Source organism: Stenotrophomonas sp. YJH_SMC_17, assembly GCF_059371655.1.
In genome coordinates, this window is record NZ_JCAFUU010000012.1 from 1 (window position 1) to 20,503 (window position 20,503).

A 20,503-nucleotide genomic window follows, 5' to 3' on the forward strand; every position below is an offset into this window, starting at 1 on the left:
GGCGGCCTGCTGCTCGGTGCGGCGCGACAGGTCGCTGTTGCCGGAGGCGATTTCGCCCGCGGCCAGGGTGATGCTGGAGGCGCTGGCCTGGATCTGGCCGACGATCTGGGTCAGCTGTGCGACGGTGGCGTTGGCATCGTCGCGCATGCGGGCGAACACGCCGTTGAACTGGCCTTCCATGCGCGCGGTCAGGTCGCCGGTGGCGATCGACTGCAGCAGCTGCGAGAGCTGGCCGAGGTTGCCGTCAGCCACCTGCATCATGGTGTTGAGGTGCTCGATCATCAGCTTGAAGTCGTGCTGGAAGCGCTGTGCGTCGCCGCGCTGGCTGAAGTCACCGGCGGCGGCCGCCGCGGCCAGGTGCTGGATCTGTGAATTGATCGCCAGCAGGCTGGCCTTGGCCGCGTCCATGGATTCGTGCAGGATCGCGCGGCTGCCGGGCAGGCGGCGTGCATCCGGGGTCAGATTGCCGATGGCATACTGGTTGAGTACTTCAATGGCATCGACGATCGCATCGAGGTGTTCGAAGATCACCGTGTTGATGCCGTTGGCCAGCTGGCCATAGACGCCCGGGAAATCTTCCGGAATGCGGTGGCTGATGTCCGGGCCGGCATGCATCTGCGCCATCAGCTGGGTCTGCTCGGAGAAGCGGCGCAGCATGGTGGTCATCTCGCTGGTTGCGGCGAGCATGCGACCGGCTTCATCCTGGCTGGTGGCCTGGGTGTTGACGCTGAGATCGCCGCGAGCGACGGCCTGGATGGCGGTAAGCGCCTTGCCAAGCGGGCCGGTGACTGCGCGCGAGATGACGATGGCCAGCGCGGCTGCGAGCAGGGACAGTAGTACCACGCAGCTGACTACGGCGATGACGCTGTTGCGGTGGGTGGCGTTGGCGCCCTCGATCTTGCCCTGCATCTGCTTGCTGAGGAATCCGCTCAGAGCCTTCAGGTCCTCGAACGCCTTGCGCCGTGCCGGCCGCGATTGCTCGTCGGAAATCTGCTGGGCCAGCGCGGCGTCGCCGCTGTTCACTGCTTCACGCAGCCTGGCATTGGCAGCGAAATAGGCATCTACGTCGGCCTTCACCGGCGTGAACAGCGCACGCTCGGCGTCACCCGCAGGAATGACGGCGTAGGCCGCCAACTCATCGCGTACTGTCTGCGCGGTGTCATCCATGCGCTTGTTGTAGTCGGCAACCCGGTCAGGCTGGTCCAGCATCGTCAGCAGGGCCATTTCGTAAGTGCGGAACTCGCCCAGCAGCGAGCGCGCCTCGCCCAGGTGTTGGAGAGAGGGCATGTCGTTGGTCGCCATCGAGCCCAGCTGTGCATTGGCTTCAGAGAGGCGCAGCAGCGCGAACACGCCCAGGACCACCGTCATAAGGGTGGTCAAAGTGAAACCCAGCGCCAGCTTTCGGGCGATGGGCAGATCGTGGAACCACTTCATGAAATGCTCCAGGAGACAGTGGAGCCGCGCGCGGGCGGCCTGGGAAGGGGCAATGCGTAACGGCGTGGCTGGGCGTCTTGATAGTGACCGCCGTCACAGACAGATAGCGGCGTCAGACCAGAGGACTTTAAGATCAATGTCACAGTCACCAACCCGGCAAGACCATGTGGAAAGCGTTGCGGCGCAATTTCCCTGGCCCGCGCAGGGGGATTCAGGTGTGACCGCCGGCACGACCAATGTCACACAATGTGGTCAGCCCGATTGAAGCGCGCGCAAACGAAAACCGCCGCCCCTGCGGGCGGCGGTTCCGGGTAAAACGCGGCGCGGCAGGTCAGGCAGCCTGCGGCACGCGCAGCGAGCGCACCAGGCCGCCGATGTCGACGATCAGGGCCACGCGGCCATCGCCGAGGATGGTGGCACCGGACACCCCACCGATACGGCGGTAGTTGTTCTCGATGTTCTTCACCACTACCTGCTGCTGGCCGACCAGCTCGTCTACTTCCAGTGCGATCTTCTGGCCGTCGCCTTCGACCACTACCACCAGCGATTCGCTGCCCGGTGCGCGGTTGCCATAGCCGTAGTACTCGCTAAGCGACAGGATCGGCAGATACTCGCCGCGCACGCGCAGCACGCGGCCTTCGCCGGCCATGCTGCGGATGTCCTCGGGCTGCGGCTGCAGTGCTTCCAGAACATAGGCCAGCGGCAGGATCAGGGTTTCGCCGGCCACGGCCACGGTCATGCCATCGAGGATGGCCAGGGTGAGTGGCAGGCGGATCAGCGTGCGGGTGCCGGCGCCGAGGCTGCTTTCGATCTGCACCTCGCCACCCAGCGCCTGGATGTTGCGGCGGACCACGTCCATGCCGACGCCGCGCCCGGACAGATCGGTGACCGCATCGGCGGTGGAGAAGCCGGGCTGGAAAATCAGGTCCCAGACCTGCGAATCGGTCGGGTTGTCCGGCACGGCCAGGCCGCGCTCGGTGGCCTTGGCCAGGATCTTGGCGCGATCCAGGCCGCGGCCGTCGTCGCTCACTTCGATGACGATGTGCCCGCCCTGGTGCGATGCGGCCAGGGTGATCGTACCGGTTTCGTCCTTGCCCGCGCCGCGACGCACGTCGGGCATTTCCAGGCCGTGGTCGATCGAGTTGCGCACCAGGTGCACCAGCGGATCGGCGATCTTCTCGATCAGGCCCTTGTCCAGCTCGGTGCCTTCGCCGACGGTGCGCAGGCGCACCTGCTTGCCGAGGCGGCTGGACAGGTCGCGGACCAGGCGCGGGAATCGGCGGAACACCGCATCGACCGGCAGCATGCGCACGCCGATCACCGCTTCCTGCAGGTCGCGGGTGTTGCGTTCCAGCTGGTCCAGGCCGGCGAACAGGCTCTCGGCGTGGACCGGATCCAGCGCGTGCGAGACCTGCTTGAGCATGGCCTGGGTGATGACCAGTTCACCGACCAGGTTGATCAGCGCATCGACCTTGTCGACGCTGACGCGGATCGAGGTTTCCGCTTCCTGGCTGGCGCCGCCGCCGGTGGCGGGCGCAGCAGGCGCCGCCGGTACGACGGCAGCCGGTGTGGAAGGGGCGGTTGCAACGGGCGCCTGTGTAGCCAGGCTCGGCGGTGCGGCCGGACGGATGTCCAGTTCGCAGTCGTCCAGCACCCAGGCGAAGGTGTCTTCGATCTTGCTGCGCGGCACTTTGCCGACCAGACCCAGGTCCCACGCCAGGTGGGCCTCGAGCGGGTCGAGCTGGGCAAAGCCGGGCAGGCGTTCCATGCGCGCGGCCACCTGCAGCGAACCGAGGTGTTCCAGTTCGCGGATGATGCGCAGCGGGTCGTTGCCGCTCATGAACAGCGACGGCGCGGGGGTGAAGCCGATCTGCCAGGCTTCCGGCGTGTCGTCCACCTTGGCTGCGGGAGCGGCCGGGGCGCTCGGCGCGGCCTGTCCGGAAAGCACGGCTTCCAGGCGTGCCTTCACAGCAGCGACGGCGGCGGGGTCTGCGGCCTGGCCGTGCTCGGCTTCGCGCAGCAGGGCGCGCAGCACGTCCACCGAGGACAGCATGGCGTCGACGGCGTGGCCTTCCAGCGCCCGCTTGCCGGCGCGCAGCTCATCGAGCAGCGTTTCCAGCACATGGGTCAGGCCGGCGATCGTATCGAAGCCGAAGGTGCCGGCGCCGCCCTTGATCGAGTGGGCGGCGCGGAATACCGAATTGATGATCTCCGCGTCCTGCTGCCCCGATTCCAGGGCCAGCAGGCCAGCCTCCATCGCGTCGAGGCCTTCGCGGCTCTCCTCGAAGAAGGTGGCGTGGAAGCGTTGCAGGTCCATGCTCATGGCAGTGGTGGTCCGGAAGCGAAGAGGGGGAGCGGTGCCGGGCGATCAGCCCAGCACTTTCTGCACGGTGGCGACCAGCTGTTCCGGATTGAACGGCTTGACCAGCCAGCCGGTGGCGCCGGCGGCCTTGCCTTCGGACTTCTTGTCGGCGGCCGATTCGGTGGTCAGCATCAGCAGCGGGGTGAACTTGTAGTCCGGCAGCTGGCGCAGTTCGCGGATCAGCGCGATGCCGTCCATGTTCGGCATGTTGACGTCGGTGACCACCGCATTGAAGCGCTGGCCCTTGGCGCGACCGAGCGCGACCGCGCCGTCTTCGGCTTCTTCGACGGCAAAACCGGCCGAGGTGAGGGCGAAGGAAACCATCTGGCGCATCGACGCCGAATCGTCCACCACCAAGATACGTGCGCTCATGCAGCGTTCTCCACAGATTTCAGGTTGTCATGGGTTACGTCCAGGCCCAGGGCCTGGGTGACGCCCAGCAGGCGCACGGCGTCACGGAAGGTTGCGGTGCAACCGTGGAAGCCGGTGCCCAGGCCTGCCTCGCGGCGGGCCTGCACGAAGGCACACAGCACCTGCAAGGCGGCTGTGTGGATGCGGGCGACCTGGCTTGCATCCAGCGTCAGCTCGCCTGCCTGCGCCACCAGCGGGGCGAGGCGGTTCTTGAGCTCGGTGCTGCTCTCGATGCCGAGATCCTCACCCAGTTCGACAGTGCTCATCGTTGCTCCGGACAAACGGTTCCGTGATCCATAACGGCACCCCGGCGGGGTTCTTTAGAGGAATCGACGCGGTGCGTCGGGTCAGCTCAGCAGCCGGGTGGCGTCGAGCAGGATCATGGGCCGCTGGCTGACGCGTGCCACGCCGCGGAACAGGTCGTTCGAAATCTGGCAGATGCGGGCGGTATCCGGCGGTTCGATCTGCGAATCGGTGAGGTTGGCGACGTCTTCCACTGCCGACACGCGCAGGCCGATGGTCTCGCCGTCCTCTTCCAGTACCACGATGCGTGTCTGGGCGTCGTCCTCCGCTGCCGCGGCACCGAGGTGCAGGCCGAGGTCCATCACCGGTACCACCTGGCCGCGCAGGTTCATGATGCCGAGCATCGCTGGTGCGGTGCCGCGCAACGGCAGCAGCGGCACCGGCAGCACCACTTCCTGCACTTTCAGCAGCTCCAGTGCATAGGCCTGGGTGCCGCAGCGCAGGCGCAACCAGCGTGAGGTGCGCTCGCCGGCGCGGCGGTTCTGGGGGTGTGGGCTGCTGGCGGGCTGGTGGGCCTGGGCCTGCAGCTCCTGCCAGCTGCTGGGGCGGTTGCCGGCAGGGGCATCCACGGCCACCCGCGGGGGCGGCGCGACCGCGCTGCGTGCGGCGGGGGCCGGCACGGGGCGCGGCGCCGGGGGCGTGATGACTGCCGGAGGTGGCGTCGGTACGTCCTCGCCACCGGCCGCGGCTTCAAATGCCGCCTGCAGGCCCGGGCTGTCAATGTGGGCGAGCTGATGGCTGTCGGCCGGGTCGGTCTCGTAGATCACTTCGTCGGGCAGGTCGTCCCAGGTGGGCTCGCGTTCGGCGGCCGCTTCGCTCGCCGGGCGCGGCCCGGCGCTAGCGGCGGTGACGGCTTCGAAAGCGGCCTCCAGCGCGGCCGTGTCCTCGGCTGGGGCGACGGTTCCTGTCTCGTAGATCACTTCGGCGGGCAGCTCGTCCCAGGTGGGCTCGCGTTCCGTGTCGGTCACGGCGGCCACGGTCACGGGCGTCGATGCGGCGTCGAAGGCGGCCTCCAGGGCTGCGTCGTCTGCAGCGGGCTGTGCGACGACCGCGTCCGTCTCGTAGATGACTTCGGCGGGCAGGTCGTCCCAGGTCGGCTCACGCTCGGGTGCTACCGCGCTCGCCGGGCAGGGGCCGGCGCTATCGGGTGACGGCGCGGCAGGCGGGGGTGCCACAATGGCTTCGCCCAGCAGCTCGTCCAGGTAATCGTCCAGTACGCCGGTGCTGTTCATGCGGCCTGCTCCAGGGCGCGGGCATCCTCGCCGAGGATCCAGTTCAGGGCGCGGCGATAGGCGGCCAGGCCACGGCCCGGGTAGTCCTCGCCCACGCTCGGCAGGGTCAGGCCGGCGGCATTGCTGATGCGGGTGTCGATCGGAATCGCGTCTTCCCACACGCGTGCGCCGTGACGGTCCTGCATGGTGCGCAGCGATTCGTTGCCGGCACGCGTGCGGCGGTCGAACAGGGTCGGCAGGATCGAGATCGGCAGGGGACGGCGGCGCGAGCGCTCGACCATCTCGCCGGTGCGTACCATGCCATCCAGGCCATGCAAGGCCAGCGGCTCGGCCTGCGTCGGGATGATAAGGCGGTCGGCCGCAGCCAGTGCATTGATCATCAGCAGGCCCAGCGTCGGTGCGCAGTCGAGCAGGATGTAGTCGTGCTGGCCCTGGTGGCGCGCCAAGGCGTTCTGCAGGGCCAGGCCGAGGCCGGGCTGGTTGGCGCTGCGGCGCTCCAGCGTGGCCAGCGCCGACTGCGCGCAGACATAGTCCAGCCCTTGGATGCTGCTGGCATGGCACAGGCTGGAGAGATCTGCTGGCGGGGCGCCGAACAGTTCCAGCACGCCGGCCGGCGGCGGGTCCACCGGTACGCCGAAGGCGCGGCTGAGCGAGGCATGGGGATCGAGATCGATCAGCAGCACGCGATGGCCGAGGGCGGCCAGGCCGCGGCCGAGGGCGAGGGTGGTGGTGGTCTTGCCGACTCCGCCCTTCTGGTTGGCGACTGCCCAGATGCGCATCGGTTTACTCCTTCATTGCCGGGGGAACGGCGGCGCCGACACGGCTGCCAGCCGGCACCGGTGGCAACTTCACCGGTGCGATGGGGGAGGTGGGGACGCTGGCCGGAGTTGCGGCGGCTTGTTCGGTTGCGGTGCTGTCGGTGGCGCCGGTGGCTGCGTTCAGGCGCTGGCCGAGCGGATCCACCGAATGCGAGGTGTCGGCCAGGATGATGACCATCACCCGGCGGTTGCGGTTGCGGCCCTGCGCACTGTCGTTGTCTTCGCGCGGGCGGAACTGGCCGTAGCCGACCATCGCCAGCCGCGACGGCTGCACGCCCTGGTCGGCGAACAGGTGGACCACGCTGGCCGCGCGCCCGGCCGACAGTTCCCAGTTCGAGGGGAAGGTGGCGGTGGCGATCGGCACGTTGTCGGTGTGGCCTTCCACGCGCACGCTGTTGGGCACGTCTCGCAGCACCTCGGCCAGGCTGGCCAGCGTCTGACGTGCATGCACGTCCAGCGCGGCCGAGCCGGTCGGGAACAGGATGTCGCTGTTGATCTCGACCTCGATCCACAGCTCGGTACGGCGCACGCTGATCATGCCGCGGTCGATCAGCGGCGCCAGCGCGGCGGTGAGGCGGTCGGCGATGCTGTTGAGCTGGCGCTCGGCGCGGGCGATCTGCTCCTGGTTGTGCACCGACACGGGCATGCGCATCTGCGAGGCCATCGACGGCAGCAGGGTCGGATCGTGCGAGGGCGCCGGCGCGGACGGGCCGATCTTGGTGCCGGACTTGATCACCGAGGGGCTGTCCCAGCCGCCGCCCTGCACCTGCTTGTTGCCGACCTGCACCGGGTTGATCGTGCGCGGCGCACCCCCGAAGGCATCGGTGAGTGCGTCGGCCATGATCCGGTACTTGCCCTCGTTGACCGAGGAGATCGCGTACATGACCACGAAGAAGGCGAGCAGCAGCGTCATCAGGTCGGCATAGGGGATCGCCCATGCTTCGTGGTTGGCGTGCTCTTCGTGGTGCTTGCGGCGGGCCATGTCAGTGCAGGAAGCCGGAGAGGTTGGTTTCGATGTTGCGCGGGTTCTCGCCCTGGGCGATCGAGATCAGGCCTTCGATGACCATCTCGCGGTCGCGGGTGTTGTGCGAGATCACACTCTTGAGCTTTGCAGCGATCGGCAGGAACAGCAGGTTGGCCGAGGCGATGCCGTAGATGGTGGCGGTGAACGCGGCAGCGATGCCGTGGCCCAGCTTGCTCGGGTCGGCCAGGTTCTTCATGACCGCGATCAGGCCGAGCACGGCGCCGATGATGCCCAGCGTGGGCGCGTAGATGCCCATCGCCTCGAAGACCTTGGCGCCGGCCTGGTCCTGGTGTTCCTGGCTGCCCAGTTCGATTTCCAGCATGTGCCGCATCGATTCGGGCTCGACGCCGTCCACCAGCAGCTGCAGGCCCTTGCGCAGGAACGGGTCCTGTTGCGCTTCCACCTGCGATTCCAGGCCCAGCAGGCCCTGGCGGCGGGCGATGTTGCTCCACTCGACGATCTGCTGGATCAGTTCGCGGCGATCGCTGTGCGGCGGGCGCACGACCCAGCGCACGATCTTGAACGCATGCTTGAACACGGCCGGGGAGGTGTGCAGCAGGATCGCGGCCACGGTACCGACGATGACGATCACAAACGCCGCAGGCGACCACAGCGACGCCAGGCCGGCGCCCTTGAGGATGCTGCCACCGACCAGCGAGGCCAGGGCGAGAAAGAGTCCAATGAGGCTGAGTCTATCCATGGTTCCGGTATCGGCTTGTATGAATGGGACTTGAGACACCGGGAGAATCTGGTGCAACGGAGTTCACAGTTTTCCGCGTCGCCGGGCATGGCCCGGCGCAACCACGACGGGGGTCATCTCAACCCGTCCACGTCCAGGATCAGCGCCATGCGACCATCGCCGATCAAGGTTGCACCGGCATAACCGCGCAGGCCGCGAAGGGCCTTCGGCAGGGGCTTGATGACCACTTCCTCGCGCCCGCGCACCTGGTCTACGACCAGGCCGAAGCGTGCTTCGCCGGCCTGCAGCACCACGATGGTCAGCAGGGTCGAGGCGGCCGGCGTCACATCCAGCCACTGACGCAGATCGACCAGCGGCAGGGTGTGCGAGCGGCGATCAAGCACGGCGCGGCCATCGAACCATCCCAGCGAGGTCCGGGGCGCGTGCAGCACCTCCATCACGCGGGCCAGCGGCAGTGCATAGACGTCCTCGCCGGCCTGCACCAGCAAGGTCGGCAGGATCGCCAGGGTCAGCGGCACGCGGATCAGGAAGCGGCTGCCACGACCCAGTTCCGACTGGATCTGGATCTGGCCGCTCAGTTCGCGGATGCGCGACTGCACCACGTCCATGCCGACGCCACGGCCGGAAATATCGGTGACCTGCTGCTTGGTCGAGAAGCCGGGCAGGAACACCAGGTGCAGGCACTCCTCGCTGCTCAGGCGGGCGGCGGCTTCCGGGTCGATCAGGCCCTTCTCGCGCGCCTTGGCGCGCAGCTTTTCCGGGTCGATGCCGGCGCCATCGTCCTGCACCTCGATACTGACGTAGTCACCTTCCTGCTGGGCGGACAGGCGCACGTGGCCCATCCGCGGCTTGCCCTGGGCCTCGCGCAGCTCGGGCATTTCCACGCCGTGGTCGATGGCGTTGCGGACCAGGTGCACCAGCGGATCGGCCAGCGCTTCGACCAGGTTGCGGTCCAGCTCGGTCTCGGCGCCGATCAGCTCCAGGTCCACTTCCTTCTTGAGCGAGCGGGCGACATCGCGGGCGACCTTGGGAAAGCGCGAGAACACCTTGCCGACCGGCTGCATGCGGGTGCGCATCACCGCCGACTGCAGGCGGGCAGTGGCAATGTCCAGCGTCGATACAGCGCGGTCCAGCTCCTCATCGCGCAGGCGTGCGCGCAGGGTCTTCAGGCGGTTGCGTGACAGCACCAGTTCGCCGATCAGGTTGACGATCGCATCCAGGCGCTTGGTATCCACGCGCACGGTGTGCTCGGCTTCGGCCAGCGGTTTGGCGGCGGGCTTGGCTGCCGGAGCGGCGGCCGCTGGGCGAGGCGCCGGCGGGGCAGCGACCGGCTTGCTGCCGGGCGCGGCGCCACCATGCAGCTGGTCGAGCAGGGCTTCGAACTCGTCTTCGCTGATCAATCCATCGTCCGCCTTCTTCGCCGGTGCGACCGCAGTCGGCGGGTTGCCGCCGTGCAGCTGGTCGAGCAGGGCCTCGAATTCGTCTTCGGTGATCAGGTCGCCGCCAGCGGCAGCCGGTGCGGCGGCGCTCGGGGCCGCGGTACCGCCACCGTGCATGTCGAACTGGGCGATCAGCTCCGGCGGGGCGTAGCCCGGTTCGGTGCCCGACGACACCGCGTCGAGCATTGACTGCAGGTAGTCCAGCGATTGCTGGGCGGCGTCGAAGTGATGGGCCTGCAGCACGGCCTGCCCGGCGCGCGCGATCCCCAGTGCTTCTTCGGCGGCGTGGCACAGCTCGACCATGGCGGTGACGCCGAGGAAGCCGGCGCCGCCCTTGAGCGTGTGGTAGCCGCGGAACACCGCGTTGAGCTGCTCGCTGTCCTGCGGCGCCTGCTCCAGCGACACCAGCTGTTCGCCCAGGCGGTCCAGGATTTCCTGTGCCTCGATGATGAAATCGGCAGTGATGTCGTCGGATACCGCGCTCATGGTTACAGCCCCAGATCCGACAACAGGTCGTCGGCGTCGTTCTGCGAGACCGCGTGGCGGTCCAGTCCCTTCAGTGCCGGCCCGGCCAGTTCCGGGTCGGTGCGATGCTGTTCCGGCGGCAGGCCGAGTGCGCCGAAACCTTCGTGTACGCGGCGCACGATGCCGACCACGCGCCGGATGATCTGTCCGGTCAGGTCCTGGTAGCTCTGGGTCAGGGCGATTTCGGTGAGGTTGTGGCGGATGCGCTCGAGCTGCGCGTCCTGGCCGGGCTGCAGGCCTTCGGCGCGCAGCTGTTCGGTCAGGCTGCGGCATTCCTCGGCCAGGTCCAGGGTGCGGTGGGTGGCCTGTTCGGTCATCGCCACCACGTGGTCCAGGCGTGCGCAGGCGTCGTCCAGTTCACCGGCTTCGCTCGGCACGGTCGGCAGTTCACCCAGCGCCTGACCCAGCTCGCGGGCCAGCCGCGAAAGGCCGCTCATCATCGGCTGCGTGCGCAGCGCGACCAGTCCGTCGATGCGTTGCCGCCAAGCGGCTTCGTCACCGGACTCCAGCGCGTCCAGGGCTTCCTGCAGGCGCAGGGCGAGGGCGTTCCTGTCGACCGTGGTATCCATCAGGCGCTGGCCGCCAGGCGTTCGAAGATCTTGCCCAGCTTCTCTTCCAGCGTCTGCGCGGTGAACGGCTTGATGATGTAGCCGTTGACGCCGCTCTGTGCCGCTTCGATGATCTGCTCGCGCTTGGCTTCGGCGGTGACCATCAGCACAGGCAGCGTTTTCAGCTTGGCGTCGGCGCGGATCGCCTTCAGCAGCTCGATGCCGGTCATCACCGGCATGTTCCAGTCGGTGACCACGAAATCGAACGGCTGGCTCTGCAGCAACGACAGCGCGGCATGCCCGTCCTCGGCTTCGGCGGTGTTGGTGAAGCCCAGATCGCCCAGCAGGTTCTTGACGATGCGACGCATGGTCGAAAAGTCGTCGACGATCAGGATGCGCATGTTCTTGTTCAAAGCAGAGTTCCTTTGTTGTTCATTCCGGGCGGCCGGGGGCAGCCGCCTCGGGGATGTTCATTCTTCAAGGCCGGCGTCGACCGCCTCGAATATCTTCAGTCGGCCCCGCAGGCGCAGTACCGCCTGGCCGTGGATCTGGCAGACCCGCGATTCGCTCACGCCGAGCACTGCGCCGATCTCCTTCAGGTTCAGCTCCTGCTCGTAGTACAGCGAGAGCACCAGCTGTTCGCGCTCGGGCAGGTGGCCGATGGCCTTGCCCAGCTCGCGGCCGAATTCGCCGCGCTCCAGCACCTGCTGTGGGGTCGGGCCGCCCTGGGCGACGGTGTCCAGCTCGCCCTGGTCCTCGATGCGCGATTCCAGGCTCAGCACCTGGCCGCGTGCGGCGTCTTCCATCAACCGCAGGTACTCTGGCAACGGCATCTCCATCGCCGCGGCCACTTCGGTGGCGCTGGCGGCACGGCCGCTGCTCTGTTCGAGGCGGCGGATGGTGGCGGCGGCGTCACGCGCACGGCGGTGCACCGAACGCGGCACCCAGTCGCCGCGGCGGATCTCGTCGATCATCGAGCCACGGATGCGGATCGAGGCATAGGTCTCGAACGAGGCGCCCTGGTCGGCGTCATAGCTGCGCGAGGCTTCGATCAGGCCCATCATGCCGGCCTGGATCAGGTCGTCCACTTCGACGCTGGCCGGCAACCGCGCAGCCAGGTGGTGGGCGATGCGCCGCACCAGATCCGAGTGCTGGGCGATGACCTCGTTGGCTGCCGAGCGCTGGACCTCCCGGTACTGGGCTGCGCCTTTCATGCGGCCACCCCGCGCTGCTTGAGGATGCGCTCGAGGAAGAACTCGACGCCGCCACGCGGCTCGGTCGGCGCCTGCCAGCGGGCGGTGCGGCGGGCAATCTCGGTGATCGCCAGCGCGGCCGGGCTGGACGGATAAGCCTTCACCACCGGCTGCTGGCGCTGCACCGACAGGCGCAGCCAGTCATCCTGCGGCACGCAGCCCAGGTAGTTCAGCGAGACATCGGCAAGGAACTTCTCGCAGACGCGGGTCAGCTTCTCGTACAGCACGCGGCCTTCGTTGGGATCGCGCACCATGTTGGCCACCACCTGGATGCGGTCCACGCCGCGCTCGCGTGACAGCACCTTGATCAGCGCGTAGGCATCGGTGATCGAGGCCGGTTCGTCACAGACCACCACCACGGTGTCCTGCGCGGCCTGGCAGAAGGTCAGCACGCCGTCGGTGATGCCGGCGGCGGTGTCGACCACCATGATGTCCAGCTCGCGTTCCAGTTCGGAGAACACGTTGACCAGGCCGACATGCTCGGCCGGGGCCAGCTCGGCCATGTGCCGGCGGCCGGACGCGGCCGGGACCACCAGCACGCCATTCGGGCCTTCGACGATGACGTCGTCCAGCGAGCAGCGGCCGGCGACCAGGTCGGCCAGCGTGAAGGTGGGGTTCAGCCCCAGGATCACGTCGATGTTGGCCAGGCCAAGGTCGGCGTCCAGCAGCAGCGTGCGCTTGCCCATGCCGGCCAGTGCCACGGCCAGGTTGGCCGAGACATTGGTCTTGCCCACGCCGCCCTTGCCGCCGGTCACGGCGATGGTGCGCACAGGGCCGAGCGGCTCGCTGCGGGTGGCCGACAGCGGGAAGGTCTTGGTCAGCTTGGCGTACTCACGCGACGGCATGGTTCAACTCCGGGTTGCAGGGCATATCGGCCGCTCGGCGCAAATCTTCAAGGCGAAGTACAAGATTGGCTGCACTGGCCCGGTGCAGGTCGTCCGGAACGTCCTGGCCATCGGTCACCCAGGTGATCGGCAGGGCATGGTCCACGGCTACCGACAGGGCGTTGCCGAAGCGGCCGGTCTCGTCCAGCTTGCTCAGTACCAGGCCCTGCAGGTTGGCGGCGCCGAAGCGGCGGACCACCTCGTCCATGTCGCCGAAGCTGGTGTTGGCCGGCAGCACCAGCAGGGTGCGGACCTGGCGGGCGGCGCGCAGCCACTGCAGCTGGGCGGCCAGTGCGCGGTCGCGCGGGCCCAGCCCGGCGGTGTCGATCAGCACCAGCTTGTAGTCCTTCAGGCGTTCCAGCAGCTGGTCCAGGTCGGTGCCGCTGTTGGCCTCGTGCACGGCGATGCCGAGCTGGCGGCCGTAGCCGTACAGCTGTTCGCGGGCGCCGATGCGGGTGGTGTCGGTGGTCACCAGGGCCACGTCACGCGGCGCGTGCTTCTCGGCGAAGCGCGAGGCCAGCTTGGCGATGGTGGTGGTCTTGCCGGCGCCGGTCGGGCCGACCAGGGCAATCACGCCGCCTTCCTCCAGCGGGTCGACCGGGGCGATCGGCAGCTTGCGCGAGATCAGCCCCAGCATCAGGCCACGGCCACGGTGGGCTTCGGTCTCCAGCGGGATCTGCATGGCCACGTCGCGGGCCAGGCCGGCGTCGAAACCGTACTCGTCCATCAGGTCCAGCGCGGTGGCGCGCACCGGGCAGCCACGCAGGCGCTCGTCGGTGAAGCGGTTCATCTCGCGCTCGATCACCTGGCGCATGCCGGCCACTTCCTGGCGCAGCTGGCGGATCTCGGCGTCGTCCTGGGCGACCACGGTCAGCACCGGGGCCGGGGCGAGGGTGGGCTCCGGCGAGGTTTCGATGACGGTGTCGGCCACTGCCGGTTCGCTGGCGGCGATCTCCGGCTGTGCTTCGGTTGGAGCCGCGCCCGGCAGCGGCGGCGGCTGCACGGCGGGGGCCGCGCTTTCGTGATGCATCTCGTGCGGCGGGTCGATCTGGAAGCGGGCACGGTTGGCTGGCGCGCTGGCGGCCGGTGCCGGTGCAACGATGGCCTCGGCGAACGGGGCGAAGATCTGTTCGGGCAGCGCCGGTTCATTGACGGCAGCGCGGGCCAGGGTCGCGGCGAAGCCGGTGCTGCCGCGGGTCGGCACGATCTCGTCGGCGCTGTCCAGGGTGCGGCCGGTGGCACCGACCGCGGCGCGGGCGAGGGCGGCCACGGCCGAGGTGGTCGCGGCAACCGGTTCCGGAGCGGGGGTGTTGCTGCGACGGCGGGTGACTGCGGCAATGACGGCATCGGCGGCGGTGCGCGGCTTGGGGGCCGGCGGCGGTGCGACATCACGGCGCGAGGCTTCCAGCGCACGCTGCACGGCGCTCTCGTCGTAGTTGGCGGCGGCGACGATCTCGATGCCTTCCTCGATCCGGCGGTTGGACAGGATCACGGCGTCAGGACCATGTTCCTTGCGCACCAGGTTCATGGCCGAGCGCATGTCGGCGGCGACGAATCGTTTGATTTTCATGCTGTGGTCACGGGACGAAGACGGCGGGGTGGCGGTCGGAGAACTCGGGTGGTCGGTGGTCTGCACGGTGCGGGTTCCCCTTGGTGTCTGTCTGTTGCGTTGGTTCGAAAGTGGTGTCTGTTTTCTGGCGCATCGGAGGGCGGCGTCAGCTGATCGTTCCGACCAGCTTCAGGCGCTTGTCCTCCGGCACCTCGCTGTAGGCCAGGACCGACAGCGACGGAACGCTGTGGCGGACCAGGCGGGCCAGCGCGGCGCGCACCGGGCCAGGTACCAGCACGACCGCGGGCTCGTTGCGGGCTTCCTGCTTGCTGACACATTCGGCCAGGCTCTGGTGCAGTCGCTCAGCGAGTCCGGGTTCCAGCGCGGCGCCGTTGCCCTGCGTGGACTCCTGCAAGACACGTTCCAATTGCGGGTTGAGGGTGAACACCGGCAGCTCCGCCGACATTCCGGCGATCTCCTGCACGATGAAGCGGCCCAGTGCGGTGCGCACGGCGGCGGTCAGCACCGCCGGGTCCTGGCTGCTGGGCGCGTGTTCGACCAGTGCCTCGGCGATCTTGCGCAGCTGGCGGATCGGAATGCGCTCGACCAGCAGGTTCTGCAGCACGCGCACCACCGCCGACAGCGGCAGCGCCTTCGGCGTCAGATCTTCGACGAGCTTGGGCGCGCTCTTGGCCAGGTTGGCCAGCAGGTGCTGCACTTCCTCGTGTCCGAGCAGTTCCGGCGCGTGCTCGCGGATCAGGTGCGAGAGGTGGGTGGCGACCACGGTGGCCGGGTCGACCACGGTGTAGCCCAGCGTTTCGGCCTGGGCGCGCTGGTGCGGCTGGATCCAGGTGGCGTCCAGTCCAAACGCAGGGTCCTTGCCGGCGATGCCTTCCAGTGCGCCGAGTGCACTGCCGGGGTCCAGCGCCAGCTCGCGATCCGGATGGATTTCGGCGGTGGCCACCGGCACGCCGTGCACCAGCACGCGGTAACCATTGGCCGGCAACTCCAGGTTGTCGCGGATGTGTACCGAGGGAATCAGGAAGCCAACGTCCTGGGTCAGCTTGCGGCGCACGCCCTTGATGCGCGCCATCAGTTCACCGCCCTGGTTGCTGTCCACCAGCGGGATCAGCCGGTAGCCGACCTCAAGGCCCAGTGGATCGACCGGGCGCAGCTCGTCCCAGCTCAGTTCGGCGGTCGGTGCCGGCGCGGCGGGGCGGCCCAGCGCATTGAGCGCGGCGGCGTCATTGCCTCCCGCTGCCGGATCGGTGGCGGCGGTCTTGCCCTTGCGGTAGACCTTCCAGGCGATGAAGCCGAGGATCGCGGCCAGCGTCAGGAAAGCGACGTTGGGCATGCCCGGCACCAGGCCAACGACGCCGATGATGCCGGCGGTGATCGCCAGCGCACGGTACTGGCCGAACACCTGGCCGGTCATGGCCTGGGCCATGTCCTGCGAACGCGAGGCCCGGGTGACCAGCATCGCCACCGCGCTGGACACCAGCAGTGCCGGCAGCTGCGCCACCAGGCCGTCACCGATGGAGAGCAGGGTGTAGGTGGCAGCGGCATCGCCGAACGGCATGCCATGCTGCAGCACGCCCACGGCCAGGCCGCCGAGCATGTTGATGAACAGGATCAGGATGCCGGCGATGGCGTCGCCGCGGATGAACTTGCTGGCACCGTCCATTGCACCGTAGAAGTCGGCTTCCTCGCGGACTTCTTCACGGCGCAGCTTGGCTTCTTCACGCGTCAGCAAACCGGCGTTGAGGTCGGCGTCGATCGCCATCTGCTTGCCGGGCATGGCGTCCAGGATGAAGCGCGCGGTCACTTCCGAAACGCGGCCGGCGCCCTTGGTGATCACCACGAAGTTGATGATGGTGAGGATCGCGAACACTACGATGCCGACCGCGTAGTTGCCGCCGATCACGAATTCGCCGAAGGCTGCGATGACCTTGCCCGCGGCGTCGTGGCCGTTCTGGCCGTTCAGCAGGATCACGCGGGTGGAGGCCACGTTCAGCGCCAGCCGCAGCATGGTGGTGATCAGCAGCACGATCGGGAAGATGGTGAAATCCAGCGGGCGCTTCACGTAGACCACCGCCAGCAGCACCATCAGCGAGATGGCGATGTTGAAGGTGAACAGCGCATCGAGCACCGGCGCGGCCAGCGGCACCACGACCATGGCCAGCAGGGCCAGCACGATCAGCGGTGCGCCAAGGCCCTGGCGGATCATTTCCAGGGCGCGGCGGGTGTTGAAACCGGTCGAGGGCTGGGCGCTCACGGGCGGCCTCCCTTGCCGAATTCATCCACCTGGATGTGCGGGGCGTCCGGCATCGGGCCAGTGCGCCAGGCGCGCAGCTGGTAGACGTAGGACAGGACCTGGGCAACGGCCGAATACAGTCTCACGGGGATTTCCTTTCCGAGTTGGCCTTCCCGATACAAGGCGCGTGCCAAAGGCGGGGCGGAGACAATCGCCACCTTGTTGCCGTCGGCCACTTCACGGATGCGCAGGGCGGTCTCGTCCACGCCCAGCGCGACCACGGTGGGGGCGTTCATGGCGCCGCCTTCGTACTTCAGGGCCACCGCGTAGTGGGTGGGGTTGACCACCACCACGTCGGCGGTGGGTACCGCCTCCATCATCCGGCGGTTGGCCATCTGCTGCTGCAGCTGGCGGATGCGGCCCTTCACCTCGGGGCTGCCCTCGCTTTCCTTCATTTCCCGGCGCAGCTCTTCACGGGTCATCTTCAGCTTGCGCATCCAGTTCCAGCGCTGGTACGGCGCGTCGATGGCGGCCAGCATCAGCATCGCACCGGCGGTGGCCAGCAGCAGGCGCAGGGTGAAGCCGAGGCCGTCGGTGATGGCAGTCTCCAGCGGGTGGTGGATCAGCCCGCGCAGGGTGTCGAAGCCGGTCCAGACCACCAGGCCGGCGGCGACGCCGACAAAGGCCACGCGCAGCAGCGACTTGGTGAACTCGGCGATGGCCTCCGGGCCGTACAGGCGCTTGAGCCCGCTCATCGGGTTCATGCGGTTGAAGTCGGGCAGCATCGCCTTCTGCGACCAGCGCAGGCCGCCCATCACCAGCGGGGCGACAAAGCTGGCCAGCAGGCAGACCAGCACCAGCGGCGCGATCACCAGCATGAACTGCAGCAGCAGGTCGCCGAAGTGGCCGAACAGCTCCTTCGGGTTCTGCCGCAGGCTCTGTTCCGGGCTCAGCGCCTGCTTCATCCAGGCCGTGGCGCCACGGCCGATCGAGCCGCTCATTGCCATCACCGCCAGCACGCCGGCGCCGAACACGGCGGCCGTGCCGAGCTCGCGCGAGCGCGGCAGGTTGCCCTGTTCACGGGCGTCGCGCAGGCGTTTTTCGGTCGGTTGTTCGGTCTTTTCGCCGGCGGATTCGTTCTCGGACATCACGGGCACTGCGGCAGGGGATGCCGGGGTGCGTGCAAGAACCGTTCCACGCACGGCGTGGATCTACCGACGGCCCTCGTCTAGGCCCGAGCCCACGCTTGGCTGCGGTTGGGGCCAGGCACGAAGCGCAGCCGAGCGTGGGCTCGGCTCTACAGGAGGGTGCCGCAGGAATCGTTCCGTGATCGCGGGCGGGCGCGCTGCCCGGCGTTATCCGGGCGGGTGTTGTTGCGGCGGGCTCTGCGCCAGTTCCACCCGCGGCCGCGGCAGGTCGTGCAACTGCATGAAGCGTGCTGCATCGACCGGGCGGCCCAGCAGGTAGCCCTGCAGGTAGTCGCAGCCCAGCCGCTCCAGGTAGGCACGCTGCGCCGCAGTCTCCACGCCCTCGGCGACGATGTCCATGTCCAGCGCGTGGCCCAGCGCTACTATCGCCGAGACGATCACCACGTCTTCGGCGCTGTGTTCCAGGTCGCGCACGAAGGCGTGGTCGATCTTGATCTCGGTGGCCGGCAGCCGCTTCAGGTACAACAGGCTGGAATAGCCGGTTCCGAAATCATCGATGGAGATGCCCACGCCCAGCGCCGACAGCGCCAGCAGCAGGCGAAGGCTGGTATCGGTATCGCGCATGACCGTGCTTTCGGTGATCTCCAGCACCAGGTGGCGGGGGGCAATGCCATAGCGTTCGATCACTTCACGCACATCCTGCAGCAGGTGCGGCGAACTGAACTGCACCGGCGACAGGTTCACCGACATCGACCAGCCTTCGTGACCGGCGTCGTGCCAGCGCCGCAGCTGCTGGCAGGCCTGGTCCAGCGCCCAGCGCCCGATGTCGTTGATCGCCCCGCTGCGCTCGGCCAGACGGATGAATCGATCGGGCGGAATCAGGCCATGTTCCGGGTGACGCCAGCGGATCAGCGCCTCGGCACCGGCCACCTTCTGCGTTGCCACGCGGATCTTGGGCTGGAAGTTCAGGAACAGCTGGTCGCTGCCGATCGCCCGGCGCAGGTCGGCCAGCAGCCGGAACTGCTGCTCGGCACTGTCGTTCATCCAGTCGGCGAACAACACGAAGGCGTTGCGTCCGGACTCCTTGGCCTGGTACATCGCCGCGTCGGCAAACGCCATCAGCTGCCGCTCGCTGGCGGCGTGGTCGGGGCAGATCGCCACGCCGATGCTGGCGGTTACCTGCAGTTCGTTGTCCGGCAGCAGCGGTCCACTGCCGACCGCCTGCAGGATGCGCCGGGCGAGGGTTGGCAGATCCTCGTCATGCTCGATGCGTACCACCAGCACGAACTCATCGCCCCCCAGGCGGGCCAGCATGTCGTGGGGGCGCAGCAGCTGGCGGGTGCGCTCGGCCACCGCCACCAGCAGCGCGTCGCCGGCCTGGTGGCCATAGGCATCGTTGACCTGCTTGAACCCGTCCAGATCCATGAACATCACCGCGAACCGGCTGCCGCCCTGTTCGGCCTCGGCCAGTGCCTGCACGATGCGCCGCTGCAGCAGCAGCCGGTTGGGCAGGCGGGTGAGCGGATCATGCAATGCAGCCTGGGTCAGCTCCTGCTGCGCGTCGGTCAGCGAGGTGCTCAACATCGAGTTGCGCAGGCGCAGCAGTTGCGCTTCCACCCGCTGGTCCAGCCACGAGACCACCAGCACCACGGCCAGGATTGCGACGGTCAGCACCACCACCAGCATCGCCAACCATTCGCTCTGCAGGCCATCGCCGACCGCCGCGCCACAGATGCTGCCCTCGGGGAAGCGTGCGGCGGCCATGCCGGTGTAGTGCATGCCGACGATGGCCAGCCCGAGCAGGCCGGCGGCCGCGAGCCGATCGCCGACACGGGTGCGCTGAGCGCGCAGGCGGAAGGCCACATACAGCGCAGTCCACGAGGCGGCGACCGCCACCAGCAGCGAGAACAGCAGCCAACCTGGGTCGTAGTCGATGCCGGGTCGCATGCGCATGGCGGCCATGCCGACGTAGTGCATGCTGGCAATGCCGGTGCCCATCAACAATGCGCCGCCCGCCAGGCGTGGATGCGGCAGGGTGCGCAGTGACACCAGCCACAGTGCGAACACCGACGAGGCGATGGCCAGGGCCAGGGAGAGCAGGGTGATGGGCAGGTCGTAGCCGAGCGGAATGGGCAGATCGAAGGCGAGCATGCCGATGAAATGCATCGACCAGATGCCCAGGCCCATCGCGAAGCCGCCCCCCAGGCGCCACCACCAGGCCGCGCTCTTGCCCGGCGCGGTGACCGTGCGCCCGGCCATCGCCAGTGCGGTGTAGGAAGCCATTACGGCGACCAGCAACGAGATCGCCACCAGCCACGGATTGTACGTGCCTACCAGCATTCGTCAGTCTCCCGGACCTGCCTGTCGACGGAAACTACGGTGGGGCATGCATGAGGCAGGCCGTCGCGCAGGCGCGCCGGCCAAGTGCGGCGTCCCCCCTGGACGCCGCGCATTCACTCTAACGCGCAGGCCCGGGGGGACTTCAAGCGGTAAAACGTGAAATTGCGCCCCTGTAGGGCCGAGCCCATGCTCGGCTGGCGCTCAGGCCAATGGCAGCCGAGCATGGGCTCGGCTCTTCAGAAACGGATGCATGGCAAGCAGTAAAACGTGATGATCAGG

The 20,503-nt window shown here is 68.2% G+C and carries 17 protein-coding genes; all 17 read right to left on the bottom strand.

The window, feature by feature from the left end; genetic code table 11:
- A partial coding sequence (locus AC5P8Z_RS19330) for an MCP four helix bundle domain-containing protein (protein ID WP_495229790.1) occupies positions 1–1,434 on the bottom strand: 1,434 nt, incomplete at its 3' end.
- Positions 1,435–1,765: 331 nt separating this feature from the next.
- Positions 1,766–3,757 (bottom strand): chemotaxis protein CheA, encoded by a 1,992-nt coding sequence (locus tag AC5P8Z_RS19335; RefSeq protein ID WP_286071880.1) that lies wholly within the window; start codon positions 3,755–3,757, stop codon positions 1,766–1,768.
- Positions 3,758–3,802: 45 nt separating this feature from the next.
- Entirely contained in the window at positions 3,803–4,168 is a 366-nt protein-coding gene (locus tag AC5P8Z_RS19340) for a response regulator (protein WP_005409521.1), read from the bottom strand.
- Positions 4,165–4,473: an STAS domain-containing protein gene (locus AC5P8Z_RS19345; RefSeq protein WP_495229791.1), complete on the bottom strand. Its 309-nt coding sequence runs from the start codon at positions 4,471–4,473 to the stop codon at positions 4,165–4,167. The genes AC5P8Z_RS19340 and AC5P8Z_RS19345 overlap by 4 nt, the downstream gene beginning before the upstream one ends.
- Before the next feature lie 81 nt (positions 4,474–4,554).
- A complete protein-coding gene (locus tag AC5P8Z_RS19350) occupies positions 4,555–5,742 on the bottom strand; it encodes a chemotaxis protein CheW (protein WP_495229792.1) in 1,188 nt (395 codons plus the stop codon).
- Complete coding sequence (locus AC5P8Z_RS19355) at positions 5,739–6,521, bottom strand: ParA family protein (protein WP_295569223.1); 783 nt, start codon at positions 6,519–6,521, stop codon at positions 5,739–5,741. The genes AC5P8Z_RS19350 and AC5P8Z_RS19355 overlap by 4 nt, the downstream gene beginning before the upstream one ends.
- A gap of 4 nt (positions 6,522–6,525) precedes the next feature.
- Positions 6,526–7,542 carry a flagellar motor protein MotD gene (motD, locus tag AC5P8Z_RS19360; RefSeq protein ID WP_286071883.1) on the bottom strand — a complete coding sequence of 339 codons (1,017 nt, stop codon included), beginning with the start codon at positions 7,540–7,542 and terminating at the stop codon, positions 6,526–6,528.
- A 1-nt stretch (position 7,543) separates the two neighbouring features.
- Complete coding sequence (locus AC5P8Z_RS19365) at positions 7,544–8,284, bottom strand: flagellar motor protein (protein ID WP_005409527.1); 741 nt, start codon at positions 8,282–8,284, stop codon at positions 7,544–7,546.
- A 113-nt stretch (positions 8,285–8,397) separates the two neighbouring features.
- Positions 8,398–10,209 (bottom strand): chemotaxis protein CheA, encoded by a 1,812-nt coding sequence (locus tag AC5P8Z_RS19370; RefSeq protein ID WP_495229793.1) that lies wholly within the window; start codon positions 10,207–10,209, stop codon positions 8,398–8,400.
- 2 nt (positions 10,210–10,211) lie between these two features.
- On the bottom strand, positions 10,212–10,817 hold the full coding sequence (locus AC5P8Z_RS19375) for a protein phosphatase CheZ (RefSeq protein ID WP_049465790.1): 606 nt from the start codon (positions 10,815–10,817) through the stop codon (positions 10,212–10,214).
- A complete protein-coding gene (cheY, locus tag AC5P8Z_RS19380; RefSeq protein ID WP_006365466.1) occupies positions 10,817–11,209 on the bottom strand; it encodes a chemotaxis response regulator CheY in 393 nt (130 codons plus the stop codon). The genes AC5P8Z_RS19375 and cheY overlap by 1 nt, the downstream gene beginning before the upstream one ends.
- A gap of 57 nt (positions 11,210–11,266) precedes the next feature.
- Positions 11,267–12,010: an RNA polymerase sigma factor FliA gene (locus AC5P8Z_RS19385; RefSeq protein ID WP_075674543.1), complete on the bottom strand. Its 744-nt coding sequence runs from the start codon at positions 12,008–12,010 to the stop codon at positions 11,267–11,269.
- A complete protein-coding gene (locus AC5P8Z_RS19390) occupies positions 12,007–12,894 on the bottom strand; it encodes a MinD/ParA family ATP-binding protein (RefSeq protein WP_005409532.1) in 888 nt (295 codons plus the stop codon). Before AC5P8Z_RS19390 ends, AC5P8Z_RS19385 begins: the two co-directional genes overlap by 4 nt.
- On the bottom strand, positions 12,881–14,503 hold the full coding sequence (flhF, locus tag AC5P8Z_RS19395; protein WP_495229794.1) for a flagellar biosynthesis GTPase FlhF: 1,623 nt from the start codon (positions 14,501–14,503) through the stop codon (positions 12,881–12,883). The genes AC5P8Z_RS19390 and flhF overlap by 14 nt, the downstream gene beginning before the upstream one ends.
- A 145-nt stretch (positions 14,504–14,648) precedes the next feature.
- Positions 14,649–16,709: a flagellar biosynthesis protein FlhA gene (gene flhA / locus AC5P8Z_RS19400; protein ID WP_172412159.1), complete on the bottom strand. Its 2,061-nt coding sequence runs from the start codon at positions 16,707–16,709 to the stop codon at positions 14,649–14,651.
- A gap of 44 nt (positions 16,710–16,753) precedes the next feature.
- On the bottom strand, positions 16,754–17,884 hold the full coding sequence (gene flhB / locus AC5P8Z_RS19405) for a flagellar biosynthesis protein FlhB (RefSeq protein WP_286071886.1): 1,131 nt from the start codon (positions 17,882–17,884) through the stop codon (positions 16,754–16,756).
- Positions 17,885–18,091: 207 nt separating this feature from the next.
- Positions 18,092–20,224, bottom strand: coding sequence for a putative bifunctional diguanylate cyclase/phosphodiesterase (locus AC5P8Z_RS19410; RefSeq protein ID WP_295569226.1), 2,133 nt, complete (start codon positions 20,222–20,224; stop codon positions 18,092–18,094).
- Positions 20,225–20,503 lie beyond the last annotated feature (279 nt).